Genomic DNA, 24399 nt, shown 5'->3' with positions numbered 1-24399 from the left:
CGATTACCCGGTGACGGGGATAGGATGGTTAGGATGAACGAGGAAGAGCTAGACGATTACGAGCGTGAAGCCGAGCTGACACTGTTTCGCGAATATCGCGACATTGCCAGCCAGTTTCGGTATGTCGTAGAGACAGAGCGCCGGTTTTATTTGGCCAATGAGGTTGAGCTTCAGCGCCAAGACGCGGGTAGCGATTTCTATTTCGAGCTTTCCATGACCGATGTCTGGGTATGGGATGTCTACCGTGCTGATCGGTTTGTGAAATCAGTTCGTGTGCTCACGTTTAAAGATGTGAACGTTGAAGAGCTGTCGGCACGCGAATTCTCGCTGCCGCAAGAGCTCGCGCTCGACGAGTAAGCGACCTTCGCTCACAGAATCCGCATTTGGAGAGTGCGTTCACTACTTATCCACATTCCGGGTATTTAGCCCCGTGAGTCACCTTTTCACCCGACGATGGGTGCAGGAGGTGCACCATGAATCGCACAGCAATACACTCACCCAAAAATTCCCACAACCAGCAGTTGGGTGCCAGGGGAGAAGCCATCGCAGCGGGGTACTTGGAGGGACTGGGATTTCGGATCCTGGAACGCAACTGGCGCAACCGCAGCGGGGAGCTAGATCTCATCGCCCGAGACGGAGACACTCTCGTTGCGGTCGAGGTAAAAACCCGCAGTGGAACCGGGTACGGAAATCCTCTAGAAGCGATTACCACGCAAAAAATGGCGCGACTCAGGCGGCTTCTGCTCGACTGGGTGCGAGCTGCGGGAGAGCGTGGCGTAGGGCTTCGAGTGGATGCCGTCGGCGTAACGCTTCACGGTGACGACAGACCCAGGATCGATCACCTGCGAGGTATCTCGTGAATGGTGAAGTGTGTAGAGCGGCTTCGATCGCGCTGACGGGGGTCGAGGGAACGGTCGTGACTGTTGAGGCAGCGGTTTCTCAACAGTTACCCGGTATGGCAATTATCGGTTTGCCTGACACTGCACTTGCTGAGGCGAAGTTGCGTGTTCGCACGGCTACGGCGCAGGCCGGAATGCCTCTTGCTGACCGCTTCATCACCGTGAATCTGAGCCCGGCGGCTCTACCAAAACAGGGCTCCGGGTTCGACTTGGCTATCGCACTGTCAGCGCTCGCCGCGTCGCAACGTCTCCCGCGAGAGCGGTTATCTTCCATTGCTCATTTGGGTGAGCTTGGGCTCGACGGTGAACTGCGTAGGCCCGCGGGGCTTCTCACCGCAACTGTAGCGGCGCGAGAGTTGGGGTTTCAGCGGGTGATGGTGCCCGAACGCGGCGGTGCGGAAGCTGCCCTTGTTTCAGACATCGAGGTTATTGCTGTTCGAGATCTTGCCGGGGCTGTTGCCTGGCACCGTGGTGAATCAGAAGGGTGGTGCGTGCTTCCTCATGTGGGTGCGGGGGAACAGGGCAGCTCCGCTCCTGCCAGTGGTGACATGCTCTCTGACACGGGCGACATAGCCGATATTGTTGGGCAACCGGACGCGATCGAAGCGTTAACCATCGCGGCCGCAGGCAGGCACCACATATCGTTACTTGGCCCTCCTGGAGCAGGTAAAACAATGCTGGCGAACCGATTACCCACTATTCTGCCTGACCTATCCTCCGACGAAGCGATCGAGGCGAGCAGCATCGCATCAATGGAAGGGTCTCCGCTCACTGGTCTGGTTCAGCGACCGCCGTTTGAGAGCCCCCACCACACCGCTTCAAAGACCGCCCTGATCGGCGGTGGGTCAAGCAGTGAAGTGCGCCCAGGAGCTATCACCAGGGCTTGTCACGGTGTGTTGTTTTTAGACGAGTCGAGGAATGGAAAGTACACCTTCTGACCAAGGAGGAGCACATGAAAACAACACAACACCGTCCTGGCCCAAACGCCAGACCCGGTCGCACGACTAGAACCGTAATCTACTCTGCGTTCGCTCACACCGGCCCTCAGACGCCGGTAGAAGGGACGAAACCGATCTATCTATACCTACGGCTTTCTAAGTATCACAAGGACAAAGCAGACGCGATTGAGCGTCAGAGGATTGATCTCACACGGATGTTGGCTGTCGAGGGAGGTTGGACCGTGATGGGAGAATACATCGATAACGACTCGGCGAGTAAGTCTGCAGTCACCGTCCGAAAAGGTTGGCGTCAACTTAAATCTGACATAGGTGCGGAGAAGGTGAAAGCAATTGCATTCTGGAAGCTCGACCGAACCAATCGAATCGCCGCACAGTGCATTGAATGGATCGCTGATTGTCAGAGCGCCAACGTCATACTTCGATCTCATCAAGATAGTGCCGATGAACTGAACACGGCGACGGCAGGAGCGAAGCTAGTGACGGGGATTAAAGCGCTATTGGCCGAAGTTGAGACAGATTCAATGAGCGAACGCCAGTTGGCATCGAAACGGCATCTTGCTGAGGCTGGTTTTTATCATGGTGGGAAATTGCCATTGGGTTGGACGGCTGGGCCTCGGGTGACAGATGAGTTCGGACGCACAGGGATTCGATTGATTCCTCACCCAGTGGAGCATCAAGCTCTCAAAGACGCAGTTGACATGGTGCTGGCTGGAAAGAGTTTGGTACAAATAGCGCGATACTGGAAAGACCAGTACGGTCTTACGACGGCTTCGGGCGCATACGTGTACGAAGCGACAATCTACCGTTCGTTGGTTTCTCCCCGGATGATCGGGTATCGGATGCGGCAGGTTCCTGACCATCAACGAGGTGTGAAGATAGATCTTCTTGACTACGTAGCTCGAGATGCCAGTGGGGAACCAGTCATTTCACAAGAGCCGGTGTGCGATCGGGCGACCTGGTTGCGTGTTTGTCGGATACTGGAACAAGCTAAGACATCCAAAACCCGAAAACCCTGGGGGGTCTGCTGAAGCTTTGGTTGACTCTCGTCCGCCAGTTCCGAGGGACTGGCTGGGAGGATATCAACCATGGCTAAATACTCGGAAGAGTTCAGAAACGACGCCGTTGCGCTCGTCAGGCAAGGCGCTACCCAGTCGCAGATCTGCAAAGACCTCGGCATCTCGAAATCAGCGCTCTCGAAATGGGTGACCGACGCAGACCGGACCGAGCGCGGCCTGCCCCTCGCAACCGAAGTGACACGAGAAGAAGACGCCCAGATTCGAGAACTCATCAAACGTAACCGCCTCCTCGAACAAGAGAACGAGGTGCTGCGTCGGGCGGCCGCGTATCTGTCGCAGATTCACATCACGCCCCCAAAATAGTGTTCCCGCTCGTCCGTGAAATGGCTGCGGCAGGCACCCCGGTGAGGGTGCCTGTTGCGGTGGCGTGTAGGGTGCTGGGGTTTACGAAGCAGGCGTACTACCAATGGGTGAAACGGCCCCAGTCGAACCGTGAGCTCGAAGAGGCGCATCTCATCGAGGTGTTGCGCGAGATTCATGCGGAGGACCCCGAGTACGGGTACCGTTTCCTCGCTGACGAGCTCCAGGATCGTGGCTATGAATTGTCAGAACGGCGCGTGTGGCGGCTGTGTCATGTCGCAGGAATCCGGTCGGTAATCACGAAACGTAAGCGCCGTAACGCCCAAGCTGGCGCGCCGGTGGGCGATGATCTGGTCGAGCGTGAGTTCACAGCCGAACAGCCCAACCTGTTATGGCTTACGGACATTACGGAGCACTGGACGAAGGAAGGTCGACTCTATCTCTGCGCGGTGAAAGACGTGTGGTCGAACCGGATCGTGGGCTACTCGATCGGTGACCGAATGCGGGCGACCCTTGCCGTGACAGCGTTAGAGAATGCGGTCGAGCAGCGCGGGTATCCCCAGGGGACGATTGTGCATTCGGACAGGGGCGGTCAATTTCGTTCGCAGAGCTTCCAACACGCGCTCACCAATCATCAGCTGCAGGGGTCGATGGGGCGTGTAGGGGCGGCCGGAGACAACGCGGCGATGGAGAGTTTTTTCTCGTTGCTGCAGAAAAACGTGCTCGACCGGAAAGTGTGGGAAACACGACTCGAGCTCCGTCTCGCGATCGTGGCGTGGATTGAGGGGAAGTATCATCGCAAGCGTCGCCAGCGTGGGTTAGGGAAGTTGACCCCGGTCGAGTTTGAGGTTGTTAATATAGGCAGCGTCGCACTCGCGGCGTAAAGAAACCCGAGTCAATCAAAGCTTCAGCAGACCCAACTGTGTTTCGACGAGTGCGCGATCAGTCCTCAGTTGGGGTGCGTCGGTACGTTTCGTCCACGGCCTCAGCGTGGTCATGATTGGTGGGCTGAACGGAGCAGGATAATGCCGGTCCCGAAAGGGAGGGTGCGGATTTTCTCGGGCGGCAAGATTGGGACGCGCCGGATTGAGCGCTGGCTCGACCGGTCACCGTAGGCCCCCATCGTCACCGAATCAGTGAACTCGTCACGCTCACCGAGCAGTGCCGAAAGGTCTTGGAGGTCGCGGGTGTTTGAACCGCCGCCGAGAATGATCTTCACAATTGACGCATCCCAGATCGCTCCGGCCGAGTCATCTCCCCATTTCTCGCGTGCTTGCGCGAGCGATTGCAGGATCGGCACCGTCGTAATCCCAGTACCGCCACCCTCCGCCATAAGGGTCGGAAGGGACGGCAACGGAGAAATATTCGCGATCTCATCCAGCACCAACGCGAGCGGGGATCGAGCCTCGCCCCCGCGGAAAGCGCGGCCTGGCGGCGGGCGACCTCAACGATATCCTCCACCAGGGCTGCTACGAGGGATGCTGACGCGCCGGCTCCTGACCCGGTTGCGAGCAAATACAGTGTGCCGCGCTGAGCAAGAAACGTCGCCGGGTCAAACATCTCACCGGGGCCAGGCGATACCGCATCAAGCACACGAGGGTCTGCGAGGGCGGCGAGACTTAAGGCGACTCCCTGCCAGATGCTGTCACGGGTGCGCGGATCAGCATCGATCACCCCGCCCAATGCTTCGCCCCACCCTGCTGCTGCGTCCGGGTGGCTGTTCAGGATGGCGACGGCCTCTGCCGCAGCGGTGGGATCAAGCGTCCACCGAAACAACTCCGACGGGGTACGTTCATCAAGGGCGGCGGCGTGCAGTAACGCCTGAAGTGCGACGCGGGTTTTCGCCTCCCAAAACCCACCCGACTCCACACCCCCGGCGCTGAGGCCGGTCGCTGACGCAAGACCTGCGGCACGAATCATCGCCGTCAGTGGATCGGTGCAGCCCCTGATAGGACTCCAACGCAGCCCTGCTGATATTCCAGCGGCGAGGCGTTGCGGATCAAACACCGCCACCGGGCGGCCATCTCGCTTGCGGGCATGGATGGTTGCGGCAACATTATCTGGCCGGGTTGAGGTAGTGAGTACCGCGCCGGGGGCATCCAGAATGAGATTGATCGCGATATGCAGCCCCTTCCCGGAGCGCGGACTCCCCAACGCCAAGATCGAGTCCTCCACTGATGCCCAGACGGGTTTCCCCTGTGATGCTCCCAGGTGGAACCCGACATCGGTGGCTTGCGGTTCAGACAGGGATGCTCTGAGGTGCTGTGCGCGCTGCAGTAATGCTTTGTCTGAGGCTTGCGCCGTGATCTCGCTGCGAGTGGCGATGCCGACGATCTTGTGCGGGTTGTTCGCCTGATGCTCCTGTAACTTGCGTATCAGTAGCCAGACCCAGACCCCGAGCGCCACGATGCTTGCGAGCAGGAGGACAGCGATGCACCAGTAGATGACCGGGTTGAGGTTCGGAGCGTTCAGCGCGGTCCCTGGTGTGCCCGGTGAGAACAACACCGCCACACCAGCAGACAGCCCCGACGCAGGTTGTGGCGTAGCGGTCACCCAAGCTGTCAGAGTTCCAGCAAGACGGAGCACGCCCGTGAGGAGAAACAGTGCGGCAAGTCCGACCATTGCGATGTTGGTGAGTTCGTTTCCGTAGCCGCCGACCTGCCGACCCGCACTCATGATGCAGCTTTCGGTTGTTGGATTGTGCCAGAGATGCGACCGATGAGTAGCAGGTTCTGGAGGTGCGGAAAAAACTCCGGCGGGATCAACGCGGTGACCTGCCCGTTGGGGGACACGCCGCAGTGTGAGACGATCACCGCAATAGCAACGTCCTCGCCAGCAAGAAACCCAGACCCCGTGACCGGAACCGGTGGCACGACCGGCGAGACAGCCCCCGAAGGCGGTGCAGAGAAATCTGAGGGTGGTGGAGAAGGCTCGGCTACTGTATTGGCGGAAGCGACTGGTCGTTGGCGGGGGATAACGATGTCGGTGAACGTGGTGCCGTCGCACTCCGATACGACGACCTTCACGGGTGAGGCCAGACGCGCAGTGATCGCGTCGAGTACTCCCGAGAACGACTCGCGCCGAAAGCTTGGAGCGTGGGGCGGCGGGGTATATAGCGCACCGTCAAGGCGCACGCTCATCGTGCCGTCGTCATTCACGCGCATCTCCACGAGCGGAAATTGCACCGGGACCTTCGGTGTGGTCTCCCGCTGAACCGTCGGGGCTTGGCGCGGCTTCATACGCACACCACCAGAAGGAGAAACAGAATCACTGGCACGAGCGGATTAGTAATGATCATGCCTGTGAGGTGTAGAAACACCCCCGAAAGTCTTGAAAACATAAAGGGAGGTGGGAGAGAACCACAACGGTGCTCTCCCACCTCCCAGTGGCGGAATAGTGGGGGTTACTTCAGGAGCGTGTCGATCACATCACCGTCCTCTCTAACATCGTGGGGAAGATCGCTCTCGGTGTCATCCGAATCGTCGTCGTCACCACTGTCATCGCTGTCGGTGCCGAGTTGTGATGTCCGTCGCCGGGAGAACAACATGATCGCGGCTGCAACGCACGCAACACTCACCGTGAGAAGGAACGGCAGCAGGAGGCTGTTACTGCCGGTGTCCGCGAGTTTCGGTGCAACGATAGCGCCAGGTACGACCTCGTTCGTCACCACCGTGACGGCCTCTGCCTGTCCTAACACCACGGTGGTTTCGCCGGGTGCGCCACATGTGCCTTCTGCGATCACCTTGCCCGTGGCGCTATAGAGCGTTTCGACCCAGTAGACATTGCCCGCAGTGTTGGTTGTTGTTGTGCCGGAGTGGTAGATCCCTGCCTGCGTGACCGCTATCTTGTCGCTGGTGAAAAACGGTGTGTCACAGACCGGTGTTTCGCCTGGAGCCTGCGGGCCGTAGGCGCGGAACTGGAGATACGCGCCCTCGGGGATGTCGGTGCCCTGCACCAGGGCGAGATCTTCAAACGGCTCGTCGACGCGCACCTCGGGTGTGGCCTGCGTAATCACCGTGACCGGTTGGCGATCACCCGGCACAAAGAACCGTTCCCGAATATCCGCCGGTGAACTCATAAACGGTTGCACCCGATCATCACCCACAAACACACTGACGATGACGTAATAGCCAGGCTTCACCGGCTTGATCGCATCCTCCGCCGTGTATCCCAACTGGTAAGTGCCATTACGTGCCGGTGTCGTGATCGACGTGAGGGTCGGAGCCGTCGCAAGATCAAGTGAGTCCGTGAGTTCATCCTCGGTTGTGAATGGTCCGTAGACAGTGTGTGTCACCTCGTCAACGTCGGCGTTCCAATAGCCGTCGCCGGTGAAAGTGCCGTGGTTGTCCGGGAATCCGGTCATCTCAATGCGGTCGAAGGCCCGGCCTCCTTTGAGATGCACGTTGTATTCTTTGATTTCTGACACGATCTGGATCGGCCAGCGCACCGAATGTGTCTCGACTGTGATGCCGTAGTCATCGGCCCAGTCCGCAGCGAGATACGGCTGTATCCACACCGGTTGTGACTGTTTCTTCATTTCCCACACCCAGGTCACAAACCCACCAGCAGGCACCACCACCTCAGAACTCGTATACACGCCTGGGCCGGTTGCCGTTACCGTGGCAGACGCAACGGCCTGAGCATCCGCCGGGATCGCGGCGTTCTGTGACGGCGGCAACGTGCCAGGCACCTGATAGGCAGTGCCTTCAAATGTGACCGGAATGAACACACCGTCATGTTTGAGCCAGCGCCCGTTCGTAGATGACACCGTAATTGTGTCAGTGACCGCGTCTCCTGGCTTTACGAGCTTCTGATTCGCTTTGGATACGGCTTCAGGCCGAAACGGTGTGACGCTTGTCTCAGGGACCAGACCAAACTTGTCCGTGAACGACGCGGTGAGATATTTCGAGTTCGCGCCCTGCGCCTCTTTACTGATGGACCACACCCAGGTATAGAACCCACTTTCGGGCGCGATAATCGTGCCAGGCGAGGTATAGGTGCCCGGACCGGTGAGGGTCAGTTGCTCAGTACCTGCAAGCGGTGCTCCGGCAGGGGGTGCGTTGGCTTCGGCGGGTTGCTCATCAAACGGGCCGTACAGTTTGCCGACCGCTTCGATAGCGATCGGGCTGCCATTTACCGCGATCCAGCTATGTTTGGTCACCCGTACCGTCACGCCGTCTACAAACGGGTCACCCTGAGCCACGAACTTTGCGCTGACCTGTGTGGTGATCTCTGGCTGAAAATCAAGCGGAATCATCGGGGTCTGAGCGGTTGCGGTTACCGGTTCAAACGATGCCGTCCCGAGAATGCGCTGCTCGCCAGGAGTGTAAAACAAATCCACGCCAGCCCCGAGACCAGCGGCCTGGGCAGAGAACGATGCACCAATGCGATACTCAGGCGCACCCTCCGATGGAGTACCGAGGATGCGGTGTGTGCCAGCACCGAGTGTCGCCGTCGTTGCCCCGTTCTCAAACGTGGCATTCGTGAGCGTCGCCGTCCCCTGTAACGAAGCAGGCAGGGTAGCGATCGTGAGTTGCCCGTTGTACTGATCACTCATCTCGATACTCGCTGAAGCAGACGGGTTCATAACCGCATTGGCCGCAGCTTCGCTCCGCATCACCGCCAAATTCGCTAACACTGTGCTTCGTCCTTCAGCGGGAGCCCAAGTGATGTAGTTCCCGTCACCACCTCGACTCACATAGGTTTCGTGATCTGCGACATCCCACACGAACAACTGCACTGCAGCAGTAATCGCTGGATCGAGGCTTTCGCCCCAACGCCCCATCGTGTAGTTGAGTTGCGCAAGCTGAACAGATGTCAGGTTATCGAGTGTGGTTTGTAGCTCTGGATGCTGAGTGTTTCCGAACGGTGGCAGCGCATCAATATCCATGCAGTACGCTTGCCTCCCGTTCGATGAGAAGCTACCGAGCCACAGTTGCTCGTTCCCGTAACCCACTCCAAGTGTTGCGGCCTGAGCGGGAGGGCTTGGCAGCATGATCAAACCTGATACGAGCAGGATTAACGCCAGGAGCCCAGTGACGAACTGGCTGCACAATTTGCGATTCTGCAAGTCTGCACTTGGTAGATCATCCGGTGGACGAGTGAAGGTAAAGGACATTATTGCGCTCCTGAATTCCGTAAAGAAGAAGGGCCACCGCCGGACTGGCGACGGCCTAAAGAGCAGGTGCGGAGCGAATTTCACAATGACTTGTTGAGCTGAAGAATGGCGGAGATAGAATCATGCCAAAATCAGCGTAGCTGTACCAATTTGACAACGCATGGAGACAAATGATGACCCCGGCTGATAAATTCTCGCAAAGAGTGAAGTTGGCTATTGAGAGCGGTACATTGCGCGAGCCAGATACCACCGAGGGGTTGTTGAGACGTAGCAAGACTTGGAACGTATCTGCGTCAAAAGTGTACGAGCCTCGTGAAGGGTGGGCCGCAACGGTAACGGTCACAGTGACCCAGAAAGGCAACGGGGCCGTAAAAGTACGGACTAGCGCGGATAACGAGCAATTCACATATGTGGAGGACAAATTGCTGGACAAGGTGCTTACGAACTTGCTCAGTTGAGCATCTTCGAGCGAGTATCGAAGGCTTCGAACTCTGCCGGATGTAGCTGATGTTGCGTTAAGAATGATCGTCCGGCGATCTTCCAGAGTCCCTGTCCGATGCCGAGGCTCGGGAGCAGCGACTGTTCGGTTCCGGTGAGTCCGAGTGCTTGCGCGGTGGCTCCGAGCTGATCGGATTCTTGTCGGTAGATCACTCGTGTTTCGGCGTTTGAGAGGAGTGAGGATGCGATTGCGCGCATGGCTGACCCTTGGTCACCAACGTTGTCGAGGTCGGTGAGTTTGTGGAAGACGAGGACGTTGGCGATGCCGTAGTGCCTGGCGAGTCGCCATTGTTGATCCATACGTCGTAGCAGGCTTGGGTAGGCCATGAGTCGCCATGCTTCGTCGTACACCACGTATCGTTGCCCGCCATGGGGATCGAGTAAGGCTGATTCCATCCACGCTGACGAGCAGGTCATCAACACTGAGGTGAGAGCCGCGTTATCGACCATGCGTGAGAGATCGAGACTGACCATTGGCAGGCTGGGATCAAACGTCACGGTGCTCGGGCCGTCGAATACGCCTTGGAGATCGCCTGATACGAGGCGTCTGAGGGCGTGACCGAGTTGCCTGCCGTCTTCTTTGAGTCGTTCGTCATCTGGTAGCGCTGGGTCGATGGTGGGGTTGAGGATGTGATCGACGATGTGGGGGAGTACCGGGGTTGTGTGGGTGAGCATGACTGTGTTGAGGGCGTGGTCGATGCTGGTGTGTTCGAGTGGTGAGAGGGGGCGTGTGAGCATGGTTTCGGCGAGGCTGCCGATGAGTTCACGCCTGCGCCCGTTCACCTGGGTGGCCCAGTCTTGGTCGCTGAGGCCCGACGCACGGTATCCCTCGTCCAGGGGGTTGAGTCGTTGGGGGAGGCCACGCCCGAGGACGATTGCTTTGCCGCCGACGAGTTCTGCGATGTGTGAGTGTTCGCCTTTGGGATCGCCTGGAATGTAGACGCGCCTGCCGAAGGGGAGTGCTCGGGTGTAGAGGGATTTTACGAGGGCTGATTTTCCGGAGCCGACGATGCCTGCAACAACGATGTTGGGGCGGTAATCACGCCTTGCGCGTACAGTACCCACGGGTCATACACAAAGCTTGCTCCAGAGTAGAGGTCTTGCCCGATAAACGAACCGTCTGCCCCTAAACCGGCCTCTGCGAGAAACGGGTAGTGCCCGGCTATCACGGCAGATGTATCTTGATGCTTCGGGAGACGAAACTTGCCCGGCGTGCGCAGCATCTGTGGGCCGGGTTCTCCCGCTGCGGGGAGATAGATCGTGTTTCGTTGCTCTTCACGTTCGGCTTCGAATCGGGTTTTCTTTTCGGTGAAAGCACGGGTGCGGGCCTGGTGCGTGAGTTGTTCGGCGGCTCGTTTTCGTTCTTTCCGTAAACGTCGCCGCTCTGCATCGGGCGTGACGAGCACGCTCGTGTGCAGCCGTTCTTCTTTCATCGGGTGAGACCTGTGCCGTGTTGCGCCGGAGGGGTGTAGCGTTCGCTTGGTGCAGCCAGGTCAGAAAGCCGAACTGTTTGGGCGGCTGCGAGGTCGGAACGTTGCGCGGTTGCGGCGAGACCACGTTGTGCGGTTTGCCGGGCGTGTGTGGGCTGGGGAGGCCATGCCAGTTCTGAAAGGTGTTGCGCGGCGTGATCGAGACGAGATTGTGCCGCGTCGATGAACTCCGATGCCGCAATGAGATGTCGCGCAGCAGCTTCAATTTCAGTGCGGGCAGAGTGCCCAGACGAGATCGAGTCGAGCGTTGCGTCCTCGCTTCTCGCCAACACGAGCACCCCTACCTTTCGGAGCACATCGGGTAGCACCCGGGTGATCCCAAGAAGTTCGCCGGTGAGCGAATATAGCTCGGCTGGAGGGGCTTCGCGAACAGTATGTGCCAGGTCTTTCAACGCTTCGTAAGCGACTGAAGCTGCGTGATGTTGTGGGGCTGAATCAGACATTAAAGCTCCTGAACGGTTCTACTCGGTTAGTGAAGGGGGTGGCTGTCGATGAGGTCGGTTAGATGGGGCGGGCGAGTGGGAGCGCACATGCAGCAAATGCTCTGGCTTGTTGGCCGACGAGTCTGCGGGTTTCGCAGGATGCCTGGATCGCCATCTGCTCGACAGCGGCGACAGCCGCTTCAAGCTCTTCTGGTGTGGGGCGGTGATCGAGATGAGGCCGGTGACACGGACAAGTCCGTGACCTGCCGAGAGGTCAGCTTCTTGCTGCAGGATGTCGGTATATTCGGCGGCGACCGCGGCATCCTCAATCTGCCCCATTTTCTGCCGTTGCGCTTTGTCGGAGATGAGTTCAGTGCGTTTTCGGCGAATATCACGCGCCGCGCGCTCTGCCTGCACGGGCAGATAATGCAACGAGATCGTCCGCAAAATCCCCGTGGACAGGATCAGTGAGGAGAGGAACCCAGGATAGACCTGGCTGCGCGGCCATTCACTAATCCACAACACCGTGTGGCAGGCTGAGTCTGAACGCAGTTGGTCCCATCGTTCGCTGACCGCGACTGGGCCGGCGGTCGCCAGTTCACGCCCGACCTCGCCGTGCCTCTCGAGCGCAGCAGCGGTTGAGGGATCGTAGGCGGCTCGGAGGACGAGGGCGATCTCGCCTGGGGTGAGCCATCCACCGATTGTGAGGTCAGCGGAACGGATTGCGGTGATGAACGTTGTCATTTCTTGTCGGAGTACCTCTGCGGTTCCGCGAATGCCACCGCCGGAGGTGCGGATTGCGCGAGCCGCGGCTTTCATGTCGAGCGAGAGCGATACGAGTGTTTGGTGTCGTTCTCCGGCGGGTCCGGCACGGTCGATGAGGTCGGCATAGGTGGTTGCGGCCCAGGAGCCGTCGTGGGTGCCGTGGTCGTGCCACCACTGTGCGAGTCCTGAGCCGGAGTCAGGAACGGTGCGCTCACTCACTTGGATTTTGCCGATTCTGCCGGACCGGCACGCGGAGGCGAGCACCCGGCCCCACCCGTTCACGCGGCGTTGCTGGTCTCCTGGGTCGAGCAGTACGAACGCGGGGTGCGACACGGCAAGCACTGCGGTGAGGAACTGCTGGTGAGGATCATGAATCATTGCAGCCCCGGTCTCCTGATCAACCCATTCCCGAAGCGCCGCCGCGTCTCCGGGGAGCGCGAGGGTGCCTGCGGGGCGTGGGCGCATGAGATTACGTCGGTACTCGGTCTGCCCTGTAGCCCTTCGTTGCAGCCACCTGAAGACGATTGGTGCCCACTCGGTTGCCCGCCGCCCACTGATCGGCACCGTAGCGACAGCCACACACAATCCCCAGATGGGGGATGTCCAGAGCAGGCCGGCCCCGCCTGCTGTGTAGAGCGCGGCTACCGCAACGAAGAGACCAGTGCCGAGGACGATGAGTTGTGAGAGGGAGAGGCCGAGCATGATGCCGCGTCGGGTGAGGCGGGAGAATTGCACGGGTGCGAGCGAGAAATCGTGAGACGACGACATGACAGACGTTCCTTACGTTGTCGGTGTGGCTGGGGGAGCCGGTGGGGTGTTCCCTGAGTCGGAACTGGGTGGAAGTGCGCGTGGAGGTGGCATACGCCCAGGAGCCGACGGCGGAGCCTGTGGTGGTGTGTTTTCGCTGGGGCCGGATGCGGCATCCTGGTGGCCTTCTGCTTGCCCAGCGAGTGCGTTGCCAAGTTTCGGGCCTGCCGTGGCCGCGCCAACGGCGACAACGGCAGCGATCCCGATAGGTCCAGCTGCTGCCCCGGCACCTGCAGCACCGGCCCCAGCGCCGCTACCCGCTGTACCGGCTCCTGCCCCACCGGCAGCTCCGCTCCCTGCGCCGCCACCGGTAGCAGGGCCGGGTGTGGGTGGTTTCGCAGCCGAGCCACCACCGCTCCCGCTGCTTCCGTTGTCACCGAGAGGTTTACCGAGACTGCCGAGGTTACCGGGCAGCCGGTTTGGCACAGGAACAGGACGGTTGAGCGCCTGCTTCGCTTCGGACTCGGTAGACATTGCATGGTAATAATCGACGCCAAGCCACGAGATTGCTTTATATGTCATGTAGGGCGCAAACGCGGCAATCGCAAGCAGCACAATCCCTGCGAGTGGGTCCGTGAGTGCTTGAATATCGAGCGCGATAGGCACTGACAACTGCGATACGGCGACCAAGAGAATGACCGTCAGCACGAGCTTTGATGCGATCAATGCGATCACAAACATCAGCCACTTCGACGCCCACGTTTTCGTGGCATCCCAGGAAGACCCGGCGAGGGCGAGCGGGGCGAGCGCTATCGCGAGCAGCAGCAGGCTTTTGCGTACCAGGAGTGAAAACCAGACGATTGCGCCCGCCGCGATGGTGAGTCCGCCCAGGAACAACGTCACGATTGCGCCCACGCCAGGAGATGAGACGTTGAGCGTGGTGAGGGCGGTGGTGAGGATGAGGATCTTGTCACCCATGGTGGCCACTGAGTTCCCGGTGGCCTGCACGATGCCGACGCACAACTGATCAACGATGGAAAGGCCCAGTGCGGTGAGGCTGATGACGACGAATGATCCGAGGACGCTTTTGCCAAGTCCCAGGCCCGCGCGGGTGAGGCCTCCGGCTTCGCGTTTGACGACGGCGGTGATGAGCTGGAAGCAGAACAGCAGCAGGGAAATGGTGATTCCAATACCAAAAATGAGGTTATAGACGGCGATGTATTCTCCGCTGGTGACATCGACCAGGGTGGTCGCTTCAAACACGGACCAGAGTGATTCGATAAACCAGGCGGCGGTTTCCCCGACAGCGTTCGCGATCCACTGGATGGGGGCGGCGGCCACCATCGCAGCGGTTTCGTCCGCTGCGTCACAGATGGCCGAGAGAATCGGCTGATCACACAAACTCATGAGCGAATCCTTGATTTGAAACAGATCATGAGCGTCATCAGATTGACTGCCCGACGTCCCAGAAGAAGTTGATGAGCGTGACTGCGCCACCGCAGAGCACTGCCGCGCCACAGCAGATCAACACCCCAATTTTTCCTTTGCCTGACAAGCTCGGATTGGAGGAGTTCGCGCCGATACCCCACACAACGGCCGAGATGATGATGCCAAGGGCAGAGAGAATCAGACCGAAGGTCATCACGGCCCCGACAATCAACTTGAGTGCTTCAACGCCGGGGAGGCCTGTTGAGTTGGGGTCAATATCGATCACAGCGTAAAGCTCCTGTCAATGGCAACGGTGGGTGGACACTAAAGAGGTGCACTCCCAGCGCCCAAACCGCCACAGCCCAACCGGATGACCGGGGAAACAGGTGTGCGACGGCGAGTAGTCAGCTCAGAGTGTTGCCGTAGTTGATCAGCACGTTCACTATCGTCATCGCCGCACCCGCCATGAGGGCACCGCCGAGCGAAACAAGCACCCCGACACGGCCCTTGGTCGAGACCTGCGGGCTACCAGACCACGTTCCAATACCCCAGGCGACAGCCGAAATTACGAGCATGAGCACGCTCACCACAAGTACGAACATCAGCGCGGCACCCACCACCTCACGCAGTGAGTGAAGCCCTGTGATACTCCCGAAATCAGGAAATACATTCACAACAAACCCTCCGACGAAATACCGACAGCGCTGGCTGTTCTCGTTGGTGATTCTGTAGCAGCGGGTGTGCAGTCGGCCTCGGGCTTGCCTCCGGGGGAACCGAGGTCGATAGCTCCGAGAGAGGCGAGCCACGGCTCGGCATCGACGGCGGGCTGGAAGGAGCCTCCCGGTCGCACCTCGAAATGTAGATGTGCGCCGGTGCTCAGCCCTGAACTTCCGACTGCACCAATGTGCTGCCCAGCCTGCACTTTCTGACCGGGAGACACAAAGATGCCGTTCTGCCACATATGCGCATACGCTGTCGCGAGCGTTTGCCCGTTGATCGTATGTTCAATCACCATCAGGCCACCCCACATGGCGGAGAACTCAGCAACAGTGACAATCCCGTCCGCAGCGGCCAAAATCGGGGTGCCATCGGCTGCGGCAAAGTCCGTGCCGGTGTGGAACTGGTTCGCCGCAAAATCTCGTGGACCAAACCCGTCGGTACGCACCCACGTTCCTGCTGGGAGCGGGAACACAACCGATGCCGACTCTGACGGTTTCTCTGTGGCAACCGTGGTGTCACCGTTAGAAGTAGTCGGTTGGCCTGCGCAAGCGACTGTGCCGGGTGGGGTGGCAATGCTGGCGATACCAAGCAGACCCACCCCTGGCCCGATAGCCAGCACCACTGCTGCAAACCATGCTGCAACTTTCATTCCGTACCCCTCATTCTTATGAGCGCTACTGGAGCGGCGTATCGAGCGCTGACAGCCTCAGCAGGCGACACGTTGTGTAGCTTGGCTTGCACACCACAAAGAGGGTGAACGACACCGGATGCGCGGTTTCAACAACGTCGCCGTCCCAGAGTCCGGTGCGCAGTCTCATGCCTTCGACGGTGTATGCGACAGTGCCCGGAAGAATCGCACCGTCGCGGGCCTGATCGAGCACGTCTTGCCACCGCTCAGGCACCCATAACCGGTCAATGCGTAAGGACTGTGTCGTCTCGTACTTCTGCAATTCGACCCACGCCGCCTGCGACGGGAGGTAGTTGCTCGTATCTTCGGCGAGCCCGTTGAGCTCTCCGCTGTCCGCGTCGCCTGCATCAACAATTATCTGCGCATAGTCACGGGGTTGAAAGCCTTGCAAGGTGTCCCACTCGAATAAGGTTTCTGCTGCCGACCTGGCGAACTGCTCCGCATCCGCCGTTGACACAACGGGCGAGAGCATCGCCGGAGTTGCCGATTGCCGTGCACCTGGTGAGATTGTGGCCGGAGAGCGGGTGTTTTCAACGGCTGGGGAAATCGTGGTGTCGGGTGGGCCGATGAGAAGACCAATGGTCGCGGTTGCCGCGAAAACCAGGCCGAGCACAGCCCCGCCCACGAAGGCGGTGAGCTTCCAGCGGGGGAGTGTTCGCGGTGACAGCGGATCGGTTGGGCGTCTCATGCTGGGAAGGTGCGTGAGACCTCCCCAAAACCGTCATGCGGGTAGCGCGAGCTTATGCTGCGAGTGCGCTCCGGGCCGCTTGGAGCTGGTCAGCAAAATGACGACTCCCCTCGACGACGCGCAAGAACTGATCGATGTCTTCGTCGCTGAGCTCCCGCGCAATCTGCTCCAGGTCATAGCGCAGCCACCAATCCGCAAGGTCACCCCACACAGCAAGAAATGAGCGTGCACTATAGAACTGTGTGGGCGCCGCCGATACTGGACGCGGACACTCGGCAGCAGGTTTTTGGCGTTTGTTGACCTTCACTCGCTGTAGGGCAAGTTTTGCGAGACGCTCCATCTCGACGGCCTTCGCATCAGACTGCCGCACCGACACCGCCTCCTTTCGCGCTTGTCCTCGTACCGCTTCAGGCTCGGTGTCGTTCGCAGCAATCAGATCGAGTTGTTCGAGAGTGAGCGCGGTGCTCATCCGCAGATGCGAGAGATGCACGCCCGCACCATTGCGAATGAGCTCAAGCTCAGCCTGTGCCTGCGCTCGCACCTGTTCGGAAGCATCATCGTCGGCGGCGAGATCTTCAATGCGGCACACCCGTTCAAGCATCTGCGACGAATCACGTCCAGTCACCAGACGTGCAGCTTGCTCTCGCGGACGACCGGCAAGAACGGCTGAGGGGTTCGGGGTGGGTGAATCACCCACCCCGAACCCCTCAGCACTGTCATTGTGTCCAAACCAAGTGGCTTGTTCGCGAAGTGCTGCGGCTTCCGCAAAGACCGCTTTCAGTTCTCGGTAGAGACCCGCCGCTTCAATCGGATTGAGGGGTTTATGGGTGGAATGATCGGCGTGCTCGGCGATCAAGAAACCGACACGGTCTGAGAGGCCGGAGCGCACCCACACACCAATCACTTTCCAACCCAACAGACGTGCGGCGGCAACTCGGCGAGCACCGATCAGCACAATTCCTTCCGGAGTGACCGTTGGCGGCTGTAAGAGACCACGGTCACGCATCGACTCGGCCAAGAGTTCCAGATCACCAAGATCGGTGCGATACCGGTCAGGAATGCGGAGTGAGTCGAGTGCCCGGTCAAGCTGAATGCCGTAGTCCTCACTCATGGCAAACCACTCACTATGAGCGAGGCTGGTGCAGCAATCGATAATCTACGTACGAGATCGTCATCAGCGAACACCGATTCGAGTGGTTCACTGAGCACGAGTCGCATGAGCAGGCCTCGACCTTGATTCGTCGCGCTATACGCGGCATTCGGGGTTCCCAACATTATTCGGATTGCGGCGTTCCAAGATTTGCGGCTGATATCGAGCATGGCTCGTGCCCGAGTATCACGCCGCAACGACTCAATCGCCGATAACCGGTTCCCCATTCGAGCAAGCGTCAGACAAATGTACTCGATAGTTTCTTGTGCCTGCGCAAGCGGCCAACCGAGCAACACAAACACTGTTGTCGCGTTCGTCATTGCCTCAGTGACCGGGCCAGGCATCTGATCAGTATCAACTTCGGTGTCGAAGAATGAATGCGGTGTATGAAGTGCTGTGTGGTATTCGAGGAGGGCTTGGTCGCGGTCGGCGAACCGTTCAGCATCATGCAGCGTCGAAGCGTTATCGCTGGCAGTATCAACCGAGCACAACAACCCCTGCGCGCGTTCCTCGTAGTAACACTTCAGCTTCACAACTTTTGTGACGGCCGCCCACGGGTTATTGGCGGTTCGTGTTGATTCCTGCAGCATCGCTTCAAACGCGATAATTGCCGCTTCCCAAGGATCAAGGCCATGCTTTTTCGCAAGCCTGGCATACCGGTGGGCTGTGTAATGCGCGAGGTCGTGCGCTTCGGCATCGTGCTGCCACGAGCCCCGCCCGGTCTCATGCAGACGGATCAGCAACGCCCGCAACCCCTCGGGCGTTTCAAACGCTGGAACAGTAGATTTCGGATTCATAATGACTGCACCTCCTGGCAGTAATGTGCGAAACCCGACCCAAAAACCGGCCACCGGCCGAACTACAGGTGGATTGTCTCTGGCGACGCGGGTGTATGTGCTCGGTAATCGTGATTCGCGTATGGGTTCAAACGTTCAAAGGTCGGCTGGGTGGGTGCAGATTGCTTGTTTGGGGTGGACGCTCGTTTGACGAGGCGTTCTGACAGCGCTGCTGTGAAGTCCATACCTTTGCCTGCCGCGTAGGCACCGAACTCTGCAAAGAGTTCGGTCGGACGCTTCCACTGCACCCGCACCCCAACCGGGCGCTCTGATTCTGGTACCGACGCATCCTCAAGAGGTAGCGGCGTTTCATCGCTGATCTCCACGCTTGACTCAAGCTCTCTGACGTTTTGCGCGGGAGCGTCCTCGACCAGGGTCGCGTAGATGAACCATTCCGTACGCCTACCGATAGTGCGCGGTTCAACGTCATAGATGAACTCGCCCTCAACTACTTCGGTGTCGACAAGTTCAAGGTGTGGCGGGAGTTGGTATGAGTTTAAGTGCCACGGCTCGAGTGCATCCGAGTGTGGCAGATTGGGTGAGGTTTTGGTGTGCGTCATAGTATGTGTTCCTGTTCGGTGAGTTCCCAGCGTCCGACTGTGCTGCGGTTCACACCCAGCAGCCTGGCGATCTGAGCATTATTCAAACCTTCGAGACGCAACTGAGTGGCGATTTCGCGCCGCACCGCTGGGTCAGCCGTTGACGATTCCGGCAGAGACGGGGAAGTACCAGTGGGCGCTGTTTCTTCGAGGGGCGGATGAGAGATAGGTTGGGGATTTGGTGTGAAACCGGCGGCTGCGGATCAGATGTTTGTGGTGCAGGGGCAGGTTCCTCGTTTTCGGGGAGGTGGTTGTGGGAAGCTGCGGTGTAGACGGTTCGGCTGTGCCTGATGAGGATCGCGGTGAGATGAGTTGAGGCGACCAACACAATAGGTGGCACTGCCGCCACAGCTTCTGCAAGCAGCGGCGGTACGCCAGGTTCCGCTGCAACCACCGCATGAATCGCGTTTGCCGTAACGGACACCGAGGAACCGGCAACAAGAAGAAGCCACGGATACCACACCACTCTGGTGCCAGCAAGCGCAAACACACTCACAGTTGAAACCACAATGATGCCGTCAACGATCAACGGCCATAACCAAGCCAGGCCCGTCTCAACGCCGGCACGCTGTGCGAGGTCACGCAGCGTCGTAAAGCTCAACACAAAGGCGGCAGCAGCAAGTAGGACCGTGCCGACCTCGGCAGCACACACGGCGGCCCGTATCCCCGAGCAGATACCTGTAGAGCGCTCATGCAATCACCTGCCCCCGTTCAGACTGGGGCCGGTAGAGACGGCTTTCCGTAACCGGCGGTGGTTTCGCCCGATGACGACGTTCAGAATGCTGAGGTTGTGTATGGCGATAGGCAGATTCGATAGTTGCGCCGATTTCTTGATATTCAAGCCCAGCCTGTTCAGCGGCGGGACCAAGCAATGAGTACACTTCCTGCCGGGGTTCACCCGCCTCAACCATCCGGCACGCAGCAAAGAAAAGAAACCCGTTACGGTTTCCCTCCGGCTGCACGGCCAGCTGCGCGACAAGCCCCGCGAAATTATTTGATGAGTGCCTTCGTTGCTGATTGTTGAAGCCAGCGCGCTTTTGTCGTTCCGGCACCAGAAACTTCCGAAGCGCTGTCCCGTCAACTGGCAATGTCGGTGCCTGGCTCTGGGCCCGTAACACGTATTGCCCGGAACTGCCGTCTGAGTAGTTCACCCTGGAAGGCGGAATTACTACATATCCGCCGTTCCCTCGAAAATCGATGTGCGCTGGAGCAGCTTGCCACGAGCGCTGCGGACGATCAGGATCAGTCACAAAGTACACATGCAGCCCATCTGACGGTGTTCTTACCAGCGCTGCCCACCCAGCAAGAAGCCCAGTGCGTCGAGCCCTCGAAAAAGCCAGCATCCCGTCGTTGTTTGAGTTCCGATCAACATCAACCACATCAATACCGGACGCATCACCGGTCGGAACCGCCAGATTCGCATTGGGCCACCGACCCCACCATTCTTGAACTTGCTCAACGTCGGTGGTTGCAGCGAGAAAACCATGCTTCACCGCCGGTTTCTTCGTGCCCGGCAAGCATGGAAATACGGGTACGCCATGACGAGCCAACAACGCAGCGGCATCAGGCAGTCTGTTTTCACGACCGAGCAAATCAAGCAGAGCATAATGGCGCAGCCTCGAATCATCGTGTGCACTCACGACTCGACCTCCGTTCGACGGGTCAACGCACTATGCGAACGACCTATGCGAGCGATAGGTAGGTCAAGAACCCCATAAACGGACGATCAGTCTCGTGCTGTTAGGGCGGTTATGAGGGACAACGACGTACCTGCTTATATCAAGCGTGACCCACTTGTGCCGATTTGAGGAACGGCGGTCGTTATTTTCCGTGAGATACAGATCACGACCGGCTTTATACGATCACAACAGGTGCGCTCTGAACCGCCGATATTCACTCGGACTCATGCCCATGAGTTGACGAAACGAACTGGCTGCGTGAGAACGACTGCGCCAGCCTACCAGTCGAACAATTGCCTCGACCGAGAGTTGACTCTCCCGAAGGTATTTCGCCATCAACTCCACCCGAACCATCTTTAGATACTCGAACGGAGTCTTCCCCATAGACGCGAAGAACACTACCTGTAGTTGAGACCTCGATAGATGAACTGACTCTGCCAGATCTTGCAGAGTCCAAGCTTTTGCGGGAGCACTCCGCAAAAGATACGCGGCTGCTTGGACATCAGCTCGAAGCGGAGCAAACCGACGTATAGCGGTGGATGCTATTCTCACATGCCTCATGTCAGAATTGTGTGCTTCAACTTGAGTAGTCGCCACGTAAGGAGCGAGCAAATCGGCAATACCAAACCACAATGATTGCATGCGATTGAATCGCTCCGTAAACTTGCCAGAAATGCTCAGATCGACAAGCTCATCTAGTTCTGGAAGTACTTGTTTTAGCGATTCATGGTTGATACGGATCACCTGGAATAACTGCGGGTAAAGCTTGGTCGCGAGCTCCGCAGCGTCAAGGCGGTCGCTTACGCGGGCAGAGTATCGCCAAAAGACTTGGTCAACGAAGTAATCTATGTCGAGAGTCACAACTGAGTAGGTCACTGAATCCTTAGGTGCAACCTCAATCAGTACGTTCGGACCGAGCAGTACTGTACTACCTGACGTTACTAATTTGCGGCCGAAATCACCAAACAAGACAGCCGACCCATCACGCACAAACACTACATTCACACAGTTGTAAACGACCGGGCCGAAAGCGCGTTGTCTCGTCTGTGTGCGTGCACGTAGCGGGGTATAAAGTTCCATCACCCACCTCAACACTCATCTACTAGTGCAGCAGAAGGAGCTTGCCCCCACAACCTGTTCTGAAGACAGACGAATCCAAAAGTATAGACACCGTTCAGAGCGAAAAATGGCTTCGCCGACTCCACGGGAAGTTCGTAAGGCAGCAGCTCTGCAAAACCTTGAAAAACAAGAGACGGCAGGGAGCCTGCTTGTGCGTCGCAGGCTCCCCAGAACAGCACTCCCGGCTACAGGCTGGCCAGGATACCGTTCATCGTGGTGATCTCAGCACTCTGTCCGTCGATGACTTGCTGTGCGAGTTCGATGACGTCAGCGTTCTTGCCGCCTTTGATCACGGGCTGCGCCATGTCGATTGCACCGTTGTGGTGCTCGATCATGCCTTCCAAGAACAGTCGTGTCGCTTCAACACCGGTAGCGGACTCCAATGCAGTCATGCTTTCGTCCGACATCATGCCGCCGCCGTGATCCATGCCGCCCATTGACGAGTCGTCAGCGGAGATACCCCAGTCCTGCAGCCAGCCCTGCATCGTGGCGATCTCGGGGTCTTGGGCATCCTTGATTTGCTGCGCGAGATCCACGACCCGCTTGTCGATGCCGTCTTTCCCGAGGATCATATCGGCCATTTCGATGGCTTGTTCGTGATGCGGGATCATCATCGTCACAAACATCTCGTCGGTAGCGTTGAACTGCGCGCTGTTGGTGGGGGAGGACGTGGAACTGGAGCCGTGATCCATGCCCGCCATCCCATCGGAATTATCGTTCTGCGCGCATCCCGTGAGCAGAAGGGTTGTTATCAGTGTGGCCGAAGTCAGTACAAGTGTGCGTGTACGCATGAGAATGCGTCCTTTCGTATCAATCAAAATTGGTGTCAAGATTCGTGTGCCCTCAGCAGGGCACGGTTGAGTGTCGGCGTTGAGTGCCGAGTTACTTCTGAATCACGTTCGACTGATCGAAAGAACAAAAAGAGACGGAGGATGCGGGCGAAGGAGCACTGAACCGATTCGTGGCAGGGAACGGACCGCCAGTACGAGTGTGCTCCAAGAAAACTCCAGCAGAAGCGGAACGAGGATGATGAGAACGCCAGCGAGTAGTGCCAGCACGCATCCCACCATGATTGTCGAATGGTGAGGGGCTGGAGTATCGCAGTTGTCTCCGCAGAAGGCCTCGGTGGCAAAGGCCGCTGACGGTGTCGCAGCGTCGGCCAGCATGAGAACATCAGGGGAGGAACCGGGGCCAGTTGGGATTGGGCTCCGGTGGTGTTCTTTGACCACAGTGGCGGATGTTGCGGCCTCATGTTCGTTGTGGGAGGGGGACATGCTGAGAATATGCATCCCGAGCAGCCCGAAAATGAGGGCGGACAGCATCACGAAGAGCACGATGCCTCGACGCCACGACGAATGCGCCTGCGCGGGTAGCCGAATCATCTCCATGGGTCCTCCCTTCATACGTTAAGAATAACTGTTCAGCTGAATCTTGTTGGAGCGGATGTAGTTGGGTGGGTGTGCTTGATGAGCATTCTCTGCCCAGATGTCGGTCGCCTGAAGTCGGTCGAACTCACGATGAGGGGTGAGCTCGACCGCGCTTTTACCGGTGGCTAAACTGGCTTCAGCTGTAGCGTGGTAATGCAGGTTGGCGAGTTCTCTGCGCCCGTGCCAACGAGCACAGAGCCGGTCTTCCCGTTGGCTTCGATAGTGACATTGACTTTCACACCTTGTGGAAGCCAGTAGCCGATAAAACCGTTGTCGTAGGTGGTTGTTTCTTCGGAATAGTAGGTCTTCCCGCTTTCGGTATCCGTAATGGTCACATATACCTCAGTGTTCCCTAGTTCTCCCTGGCACCCGGTAGGAACGTGGAATGTGCAGTCGTGAGTTTGCGTGACGTAGGGAGCAACGGAGAGATAGAACTGGTCTGCGGGGAGAGGGAGTGAAAGGGTCTGTTCGTTCTTGCTCAGAATGAGTTCTGTGGGTTGAATTGACGCGCTGAGATCTTTGCTTCGATCGTTCACCGCCATCGTTTCGAGCTCTTCAATGATGTCGCGTGAACTCATATCGGCAAACCCGAAAGAACTCAGCTCATTGTTTAAGGGGGCTACTTCTGTGCGTGAGTTCGCGGCGGGTTCCGAAGCGGGTGTGGCCGCACATCCTGCGAGCAGCAACGTCCCGGTAATAAGGAACGTTGGAAGCGTTGTCTGTAAAATACGCCTCGCAGTATTGTTGTGTTTCATAAGAGAAGGTGCTCCTTTGGTTTCTAGTTCGTAAGA

At 58.4% G+C, this 24399-nt stretch carries 23 protein-coding genes and 3 pseudogenes; 5 read left to right on the top strand and 21 right to left on the bottom strand.

Annotated elements, in window-relative coordinates:
* Nucleotides 1–33: 33 nt before the first annotated feature.
* The 5 genes from G7066_RS08920 to G7066_RS08900 all read left to right on the top strand — a co-directional run bounded on the left by G7066_RS08920 (nt 34) and on the right by G7066_RS08900 (nt 4118).
* Nucleotides 34–357 carry a DUF2469 domain-containing protein gene (locus tag G7066_RS08920; RefSeq protein ID WP_166288524.1) on the top strand — a complete coding sequence of 108 codons (324 nt, stop codon included), beginning with the start codon at nt 34–36 and terminating at the stop codon, nt 355–357.
* 116 nt (nt 358–473) lie between these two features.
* Complete coding sequence (locus G7066_RS08915; protein ID WP_166330550.1) at nt 474–860, top strand: YraN family protein; 387 nt, start codon at nt 474–476, stop codon at nt 858–860.
* Nucleotides 857–1837 carry an ATP-binding protein gene (locus tag G7066_RS08910; RefSeq protein ID WP_166330548.1) on the top strand — a complete coding sequence of 327 codons (981 nt, stop codon included), beginning with the start codon at nt 857–859 and terminating at the stop codon, nt 1835–1837. The genes G7066_RS08915 and G7066_RS08910 overlap by 4 nt, the downstream gene beginning before the upstream one ends.
* Before the next feature lie 14 nt (nt 1838–1851).
* On the top strand, nt 1852–2886 hold the full coding sequence (locus tag G7066_RS08905; RefSeq protein WP_244302854.1) for a recombinase family protein: 1035 nt from the start codon (nt 1852–1854) through the stop codon (nt 2884–2886).
* Nucleotides 2887–2943: 57 nt separating this feature from the next.
* Nucleotides 2944–4118 (top strand): IS3 family transposase gene (locus G7066_RS08900; RefSeq protein ID WP_166330482.1). Its coding sequence is split into 2 segments (ribosomal slippage): nt 2944–3223 and nt 3223–4118, totalling 1176 coding nucleotides; the frame shifts between segments, so codons are not numbered across the junction.
* A 15-nt stretch (nt 4119–4133) separates the two neighbouring features.
* On the opposite strand, the pseudogene G7066_RS08895 reads toward G7066_RS08900, so the two are convergent.
* The 21 genes and pseudogenes from G7066_RS08895 to G7066_RS08800 form a co-directional block, all read right to left on the bottom strand.
* Nucleotides 4134–5910, bottom strand: a pseudogene (locus G7066_RS08895) (type IV secretory system conjugative DNA transfer family protein).
* Nucleotides 5907–6473, bottom strand: coding sequence for a hypothetical protein (locus G7066_RS08890; protein WP_166330546.1), 567 nt, complete (start codon nt 6471–6473; stop codon nt 5907–5909). The pseudogene G7066_RS08895 and the gene G7066_RS08890 overlap by 4 nt, the downstream one beginning before the upstream one ends.
* Nucleotides 6474–6637: 164 nt before the next feature.
* On the bottom strand, nt 6638–9229 hold the full coding sequence (locus tag G7066_RS08885; protein WP_166330543.1) for a hypothetical protein: 2592 nt from the start codon (nt 9227–9229) through the stop codon (nt 6638–6640).
* 573 nt (nt 9230–9802) lie between these two features.
* Nucleotides 9803–11283, bottom strand: a pseudogene (locus G7066_RS08880) (ATP-binding protein).
* Nucleotides 11280–11783, bottom strand: a complete 504-nt coding sequence (locus G7066_RS08875; protein WP_166330541.1) for a hypothetical protein — start codon at nt 11781–11783, stop codon at nt 11280–11282. Before G7066_RS08875 ends, G7066_RS08880 begins: the two are co-directional and overlap by 4 nt.
* Before the next feature lie 58 nt (nt 11784–11841).
* Nucleotides 11842–13295 (bottom strand): annotated as a pseudogene (locus tag G7066_RS08870) (SCO6880 family protein).
* Nucleotides 13296–13307: 12 nt separating this feature from the next.
* The gene (locus tag G7066_RS08865; RefSeq protein WP_166330539.1) at nt 13308–14681 is read right to left on the bottom strand and encodes a conjugal transfer protein TrbL; all 1374 of its coding nucleotides are present in this window, start codon (nt 14679–14681) and stop codon (nt 13308–13310) included.
* Between the two features lie 37 nt (nt 14682–14718).
* Nucleotides 14719–14988, bottom strand: a complete 270-nt coding sequence (locus G7066_RS08860) for a DUF6112 family protein (protein WP_166330537.1) — start codon at nt 14986–14988, stop codon at nt 14719–14721.
* Nucleotides 14989–15106: 118 nt separating this feature from the next.
* Complete coding sequence (locus G7066_RS08855; RefSeq protein WP_166330535.1) at nt 15107–15376, bottom strand: DUF6112 family protein; 270 nt, start codon at nt 15374–15376, stop codon at nt 15107–15109.
* Complete coding sequence (locus G7066_RS08850) at nt 15373–16071, bottom strand: M23 family metallopeptidase (RefSeq protein ID WP_166330533.1); 699 nt, start codon at nt 16069–16071, stop codon at nt 15373–15375. The genes G7066_RS08855 and G7066_RS08850 overlap by 4 nt, the downstream gene beginning before the upstream one ends.
* Before the next feature lie 25 nt (nt 16072–16096).
* Nucleotides 16097–16798, bottom strand: a complete 702-nt coding sequence (locus G7066_RS08845; protein ID WP_166330531.1) for a hypothetical protein — start codon at nt 16796–16798, stop codon at nt 16097–16099.
* A gap of 52 nt (nt 16799–16850) precedes the next feature.
* Complete coding sequence (locus G7066_RS08840; RefSeq protein ID WP_166330529.1) at nt 16851–17909, bottom strand: ParB N-terminal domain-containing protein; 1059 nt, start codon at nt 17907–17909, stop codon at nt 16851–16853.
* Nucleotides 17906–18745, bottom strand: coding sequence for a hypothetical protein (locus tag G7066_RS08835; RefSeq protein ID WP_166330527.1), 840 nt, complete (start codon nt 18743–18745; stop codon nt 17906–17908). Before G7066_RS08835 ends, G7066_RS08840 begins: the two co-directional genes overlap by 4 nt.
* Nucleotides 18746–18807: 62 nt before the next feature.
* Nucleotides 18808–19344 (bottom strand): hypothetical protein, encoded by a 537-nt coding sequence (locus G7066_RS08830; RefSeq protein ID WP_166330525.1) that lies wholly within the window; start codon nt 19342–19344, stop codon nt 18808–18810.
* Nucleotides 19341–19469 carry a helix-turn-helix domain-containing protein gene (locus G7066_RS17895; RefSeq protein ID WP_425280722.1) on the bottom strand — a complete coding sequence of 43 codons (129 nt, stop codon included), beginning with the start codon at nt 19467–19469 and terminating at the stop codon, nt 19341–19343. The genes G7066_RS08830 and G7066_RS17895 overlap by 4 nt, the downstream gene beginning before the upstream one ends.
* The gene (locus G7066_RS16100; RefSeq protein ID WP_341873782.1) at nt 19427–20080 is read right to left on the bottom strand and encodes a DUF2637 domain-containing protein; all 654 of its coding nucleotides are present in this window, start codon (nt 20078–20080) and stop codon (nt 19427–19429) included. The genes G7066_RS17895 and G7066_RS16100 overlap by 43 nt, the downstream gene beginning before the upstream one ends.
* Nucleotides 20073–21023, bottom strand: a complete 951-nt coding sequence (locus G7066_RS08820; protein ID WP_166330523.1) for a bifunctional DNA primase/polymerase — start codon at nt 21021–21023, stop codon at nt 20073–20075. The genes G7066_RS16100 and G7066_RS08820 overlap by 8 nt, the downstream gene beginning before the upstream one ends.
* 222 nt (nt 21024–21245) lie before the next feature.
* Complete coding sequence (locus tag G7066_RS17890; protein WP_425280770.1) at nt 21246–21623, bottom strand: helix-turn-helix transcriptional regulator; 378 nt, start codon at nt 21621–21623, stop codon at nt 21246–21248.
* Nucleotides 21624–22366: 743 nt separating this feature from the next.
* Entirely contained in the window at nt 22367–22972 is a 606-nt protein-coding gene (locus G7066_RS08810) for a DUF305 domain-containing protein (protein ID WP_166330519.1), read from the bottom strand.
* A gap of 102 nt (nt 22973–23074) precedes the next feature.
* Nucleotides 23075–23569, bottom strand: coding sequence for a DUF6153 family protein (locus tag G7066_RS08805; protein WP_166330517.1), 495 nt, complete (start codon nt 23567–23569; stop codon nt 23075–23077).
* 164 nt (nt 23570–23733) lie between these two features.
* The gene (locus G7066_RS08800; protein WP_166330514.1) at nt 23734–24363 is read right to left on the bottom strand and encodes a CueP family metal-binding protein; all 630 of its coding nucleotides are present in this window, start codon (nt 24361–24363) and stop codon (nt 23734–23736) included.
* Nucleotides 24364–24399: the final 36 nt, after the last annotated feature.

The sequence above is a fragment of the Leucobacter coleopterorum genome (genome assembly GCF_011382985.1).
GTDB lineage: Bacteria > Actinomycetota > Actinomycetes > Actinomycetales > Microbacteriaceae > Leucobacter > Leucobacter coleopterorum.
The sequence above is the reverse complement of the archived record's forward strand: the minus strand, read 5'-3'. Positions and strand labels throughout refer to the sequence as shown.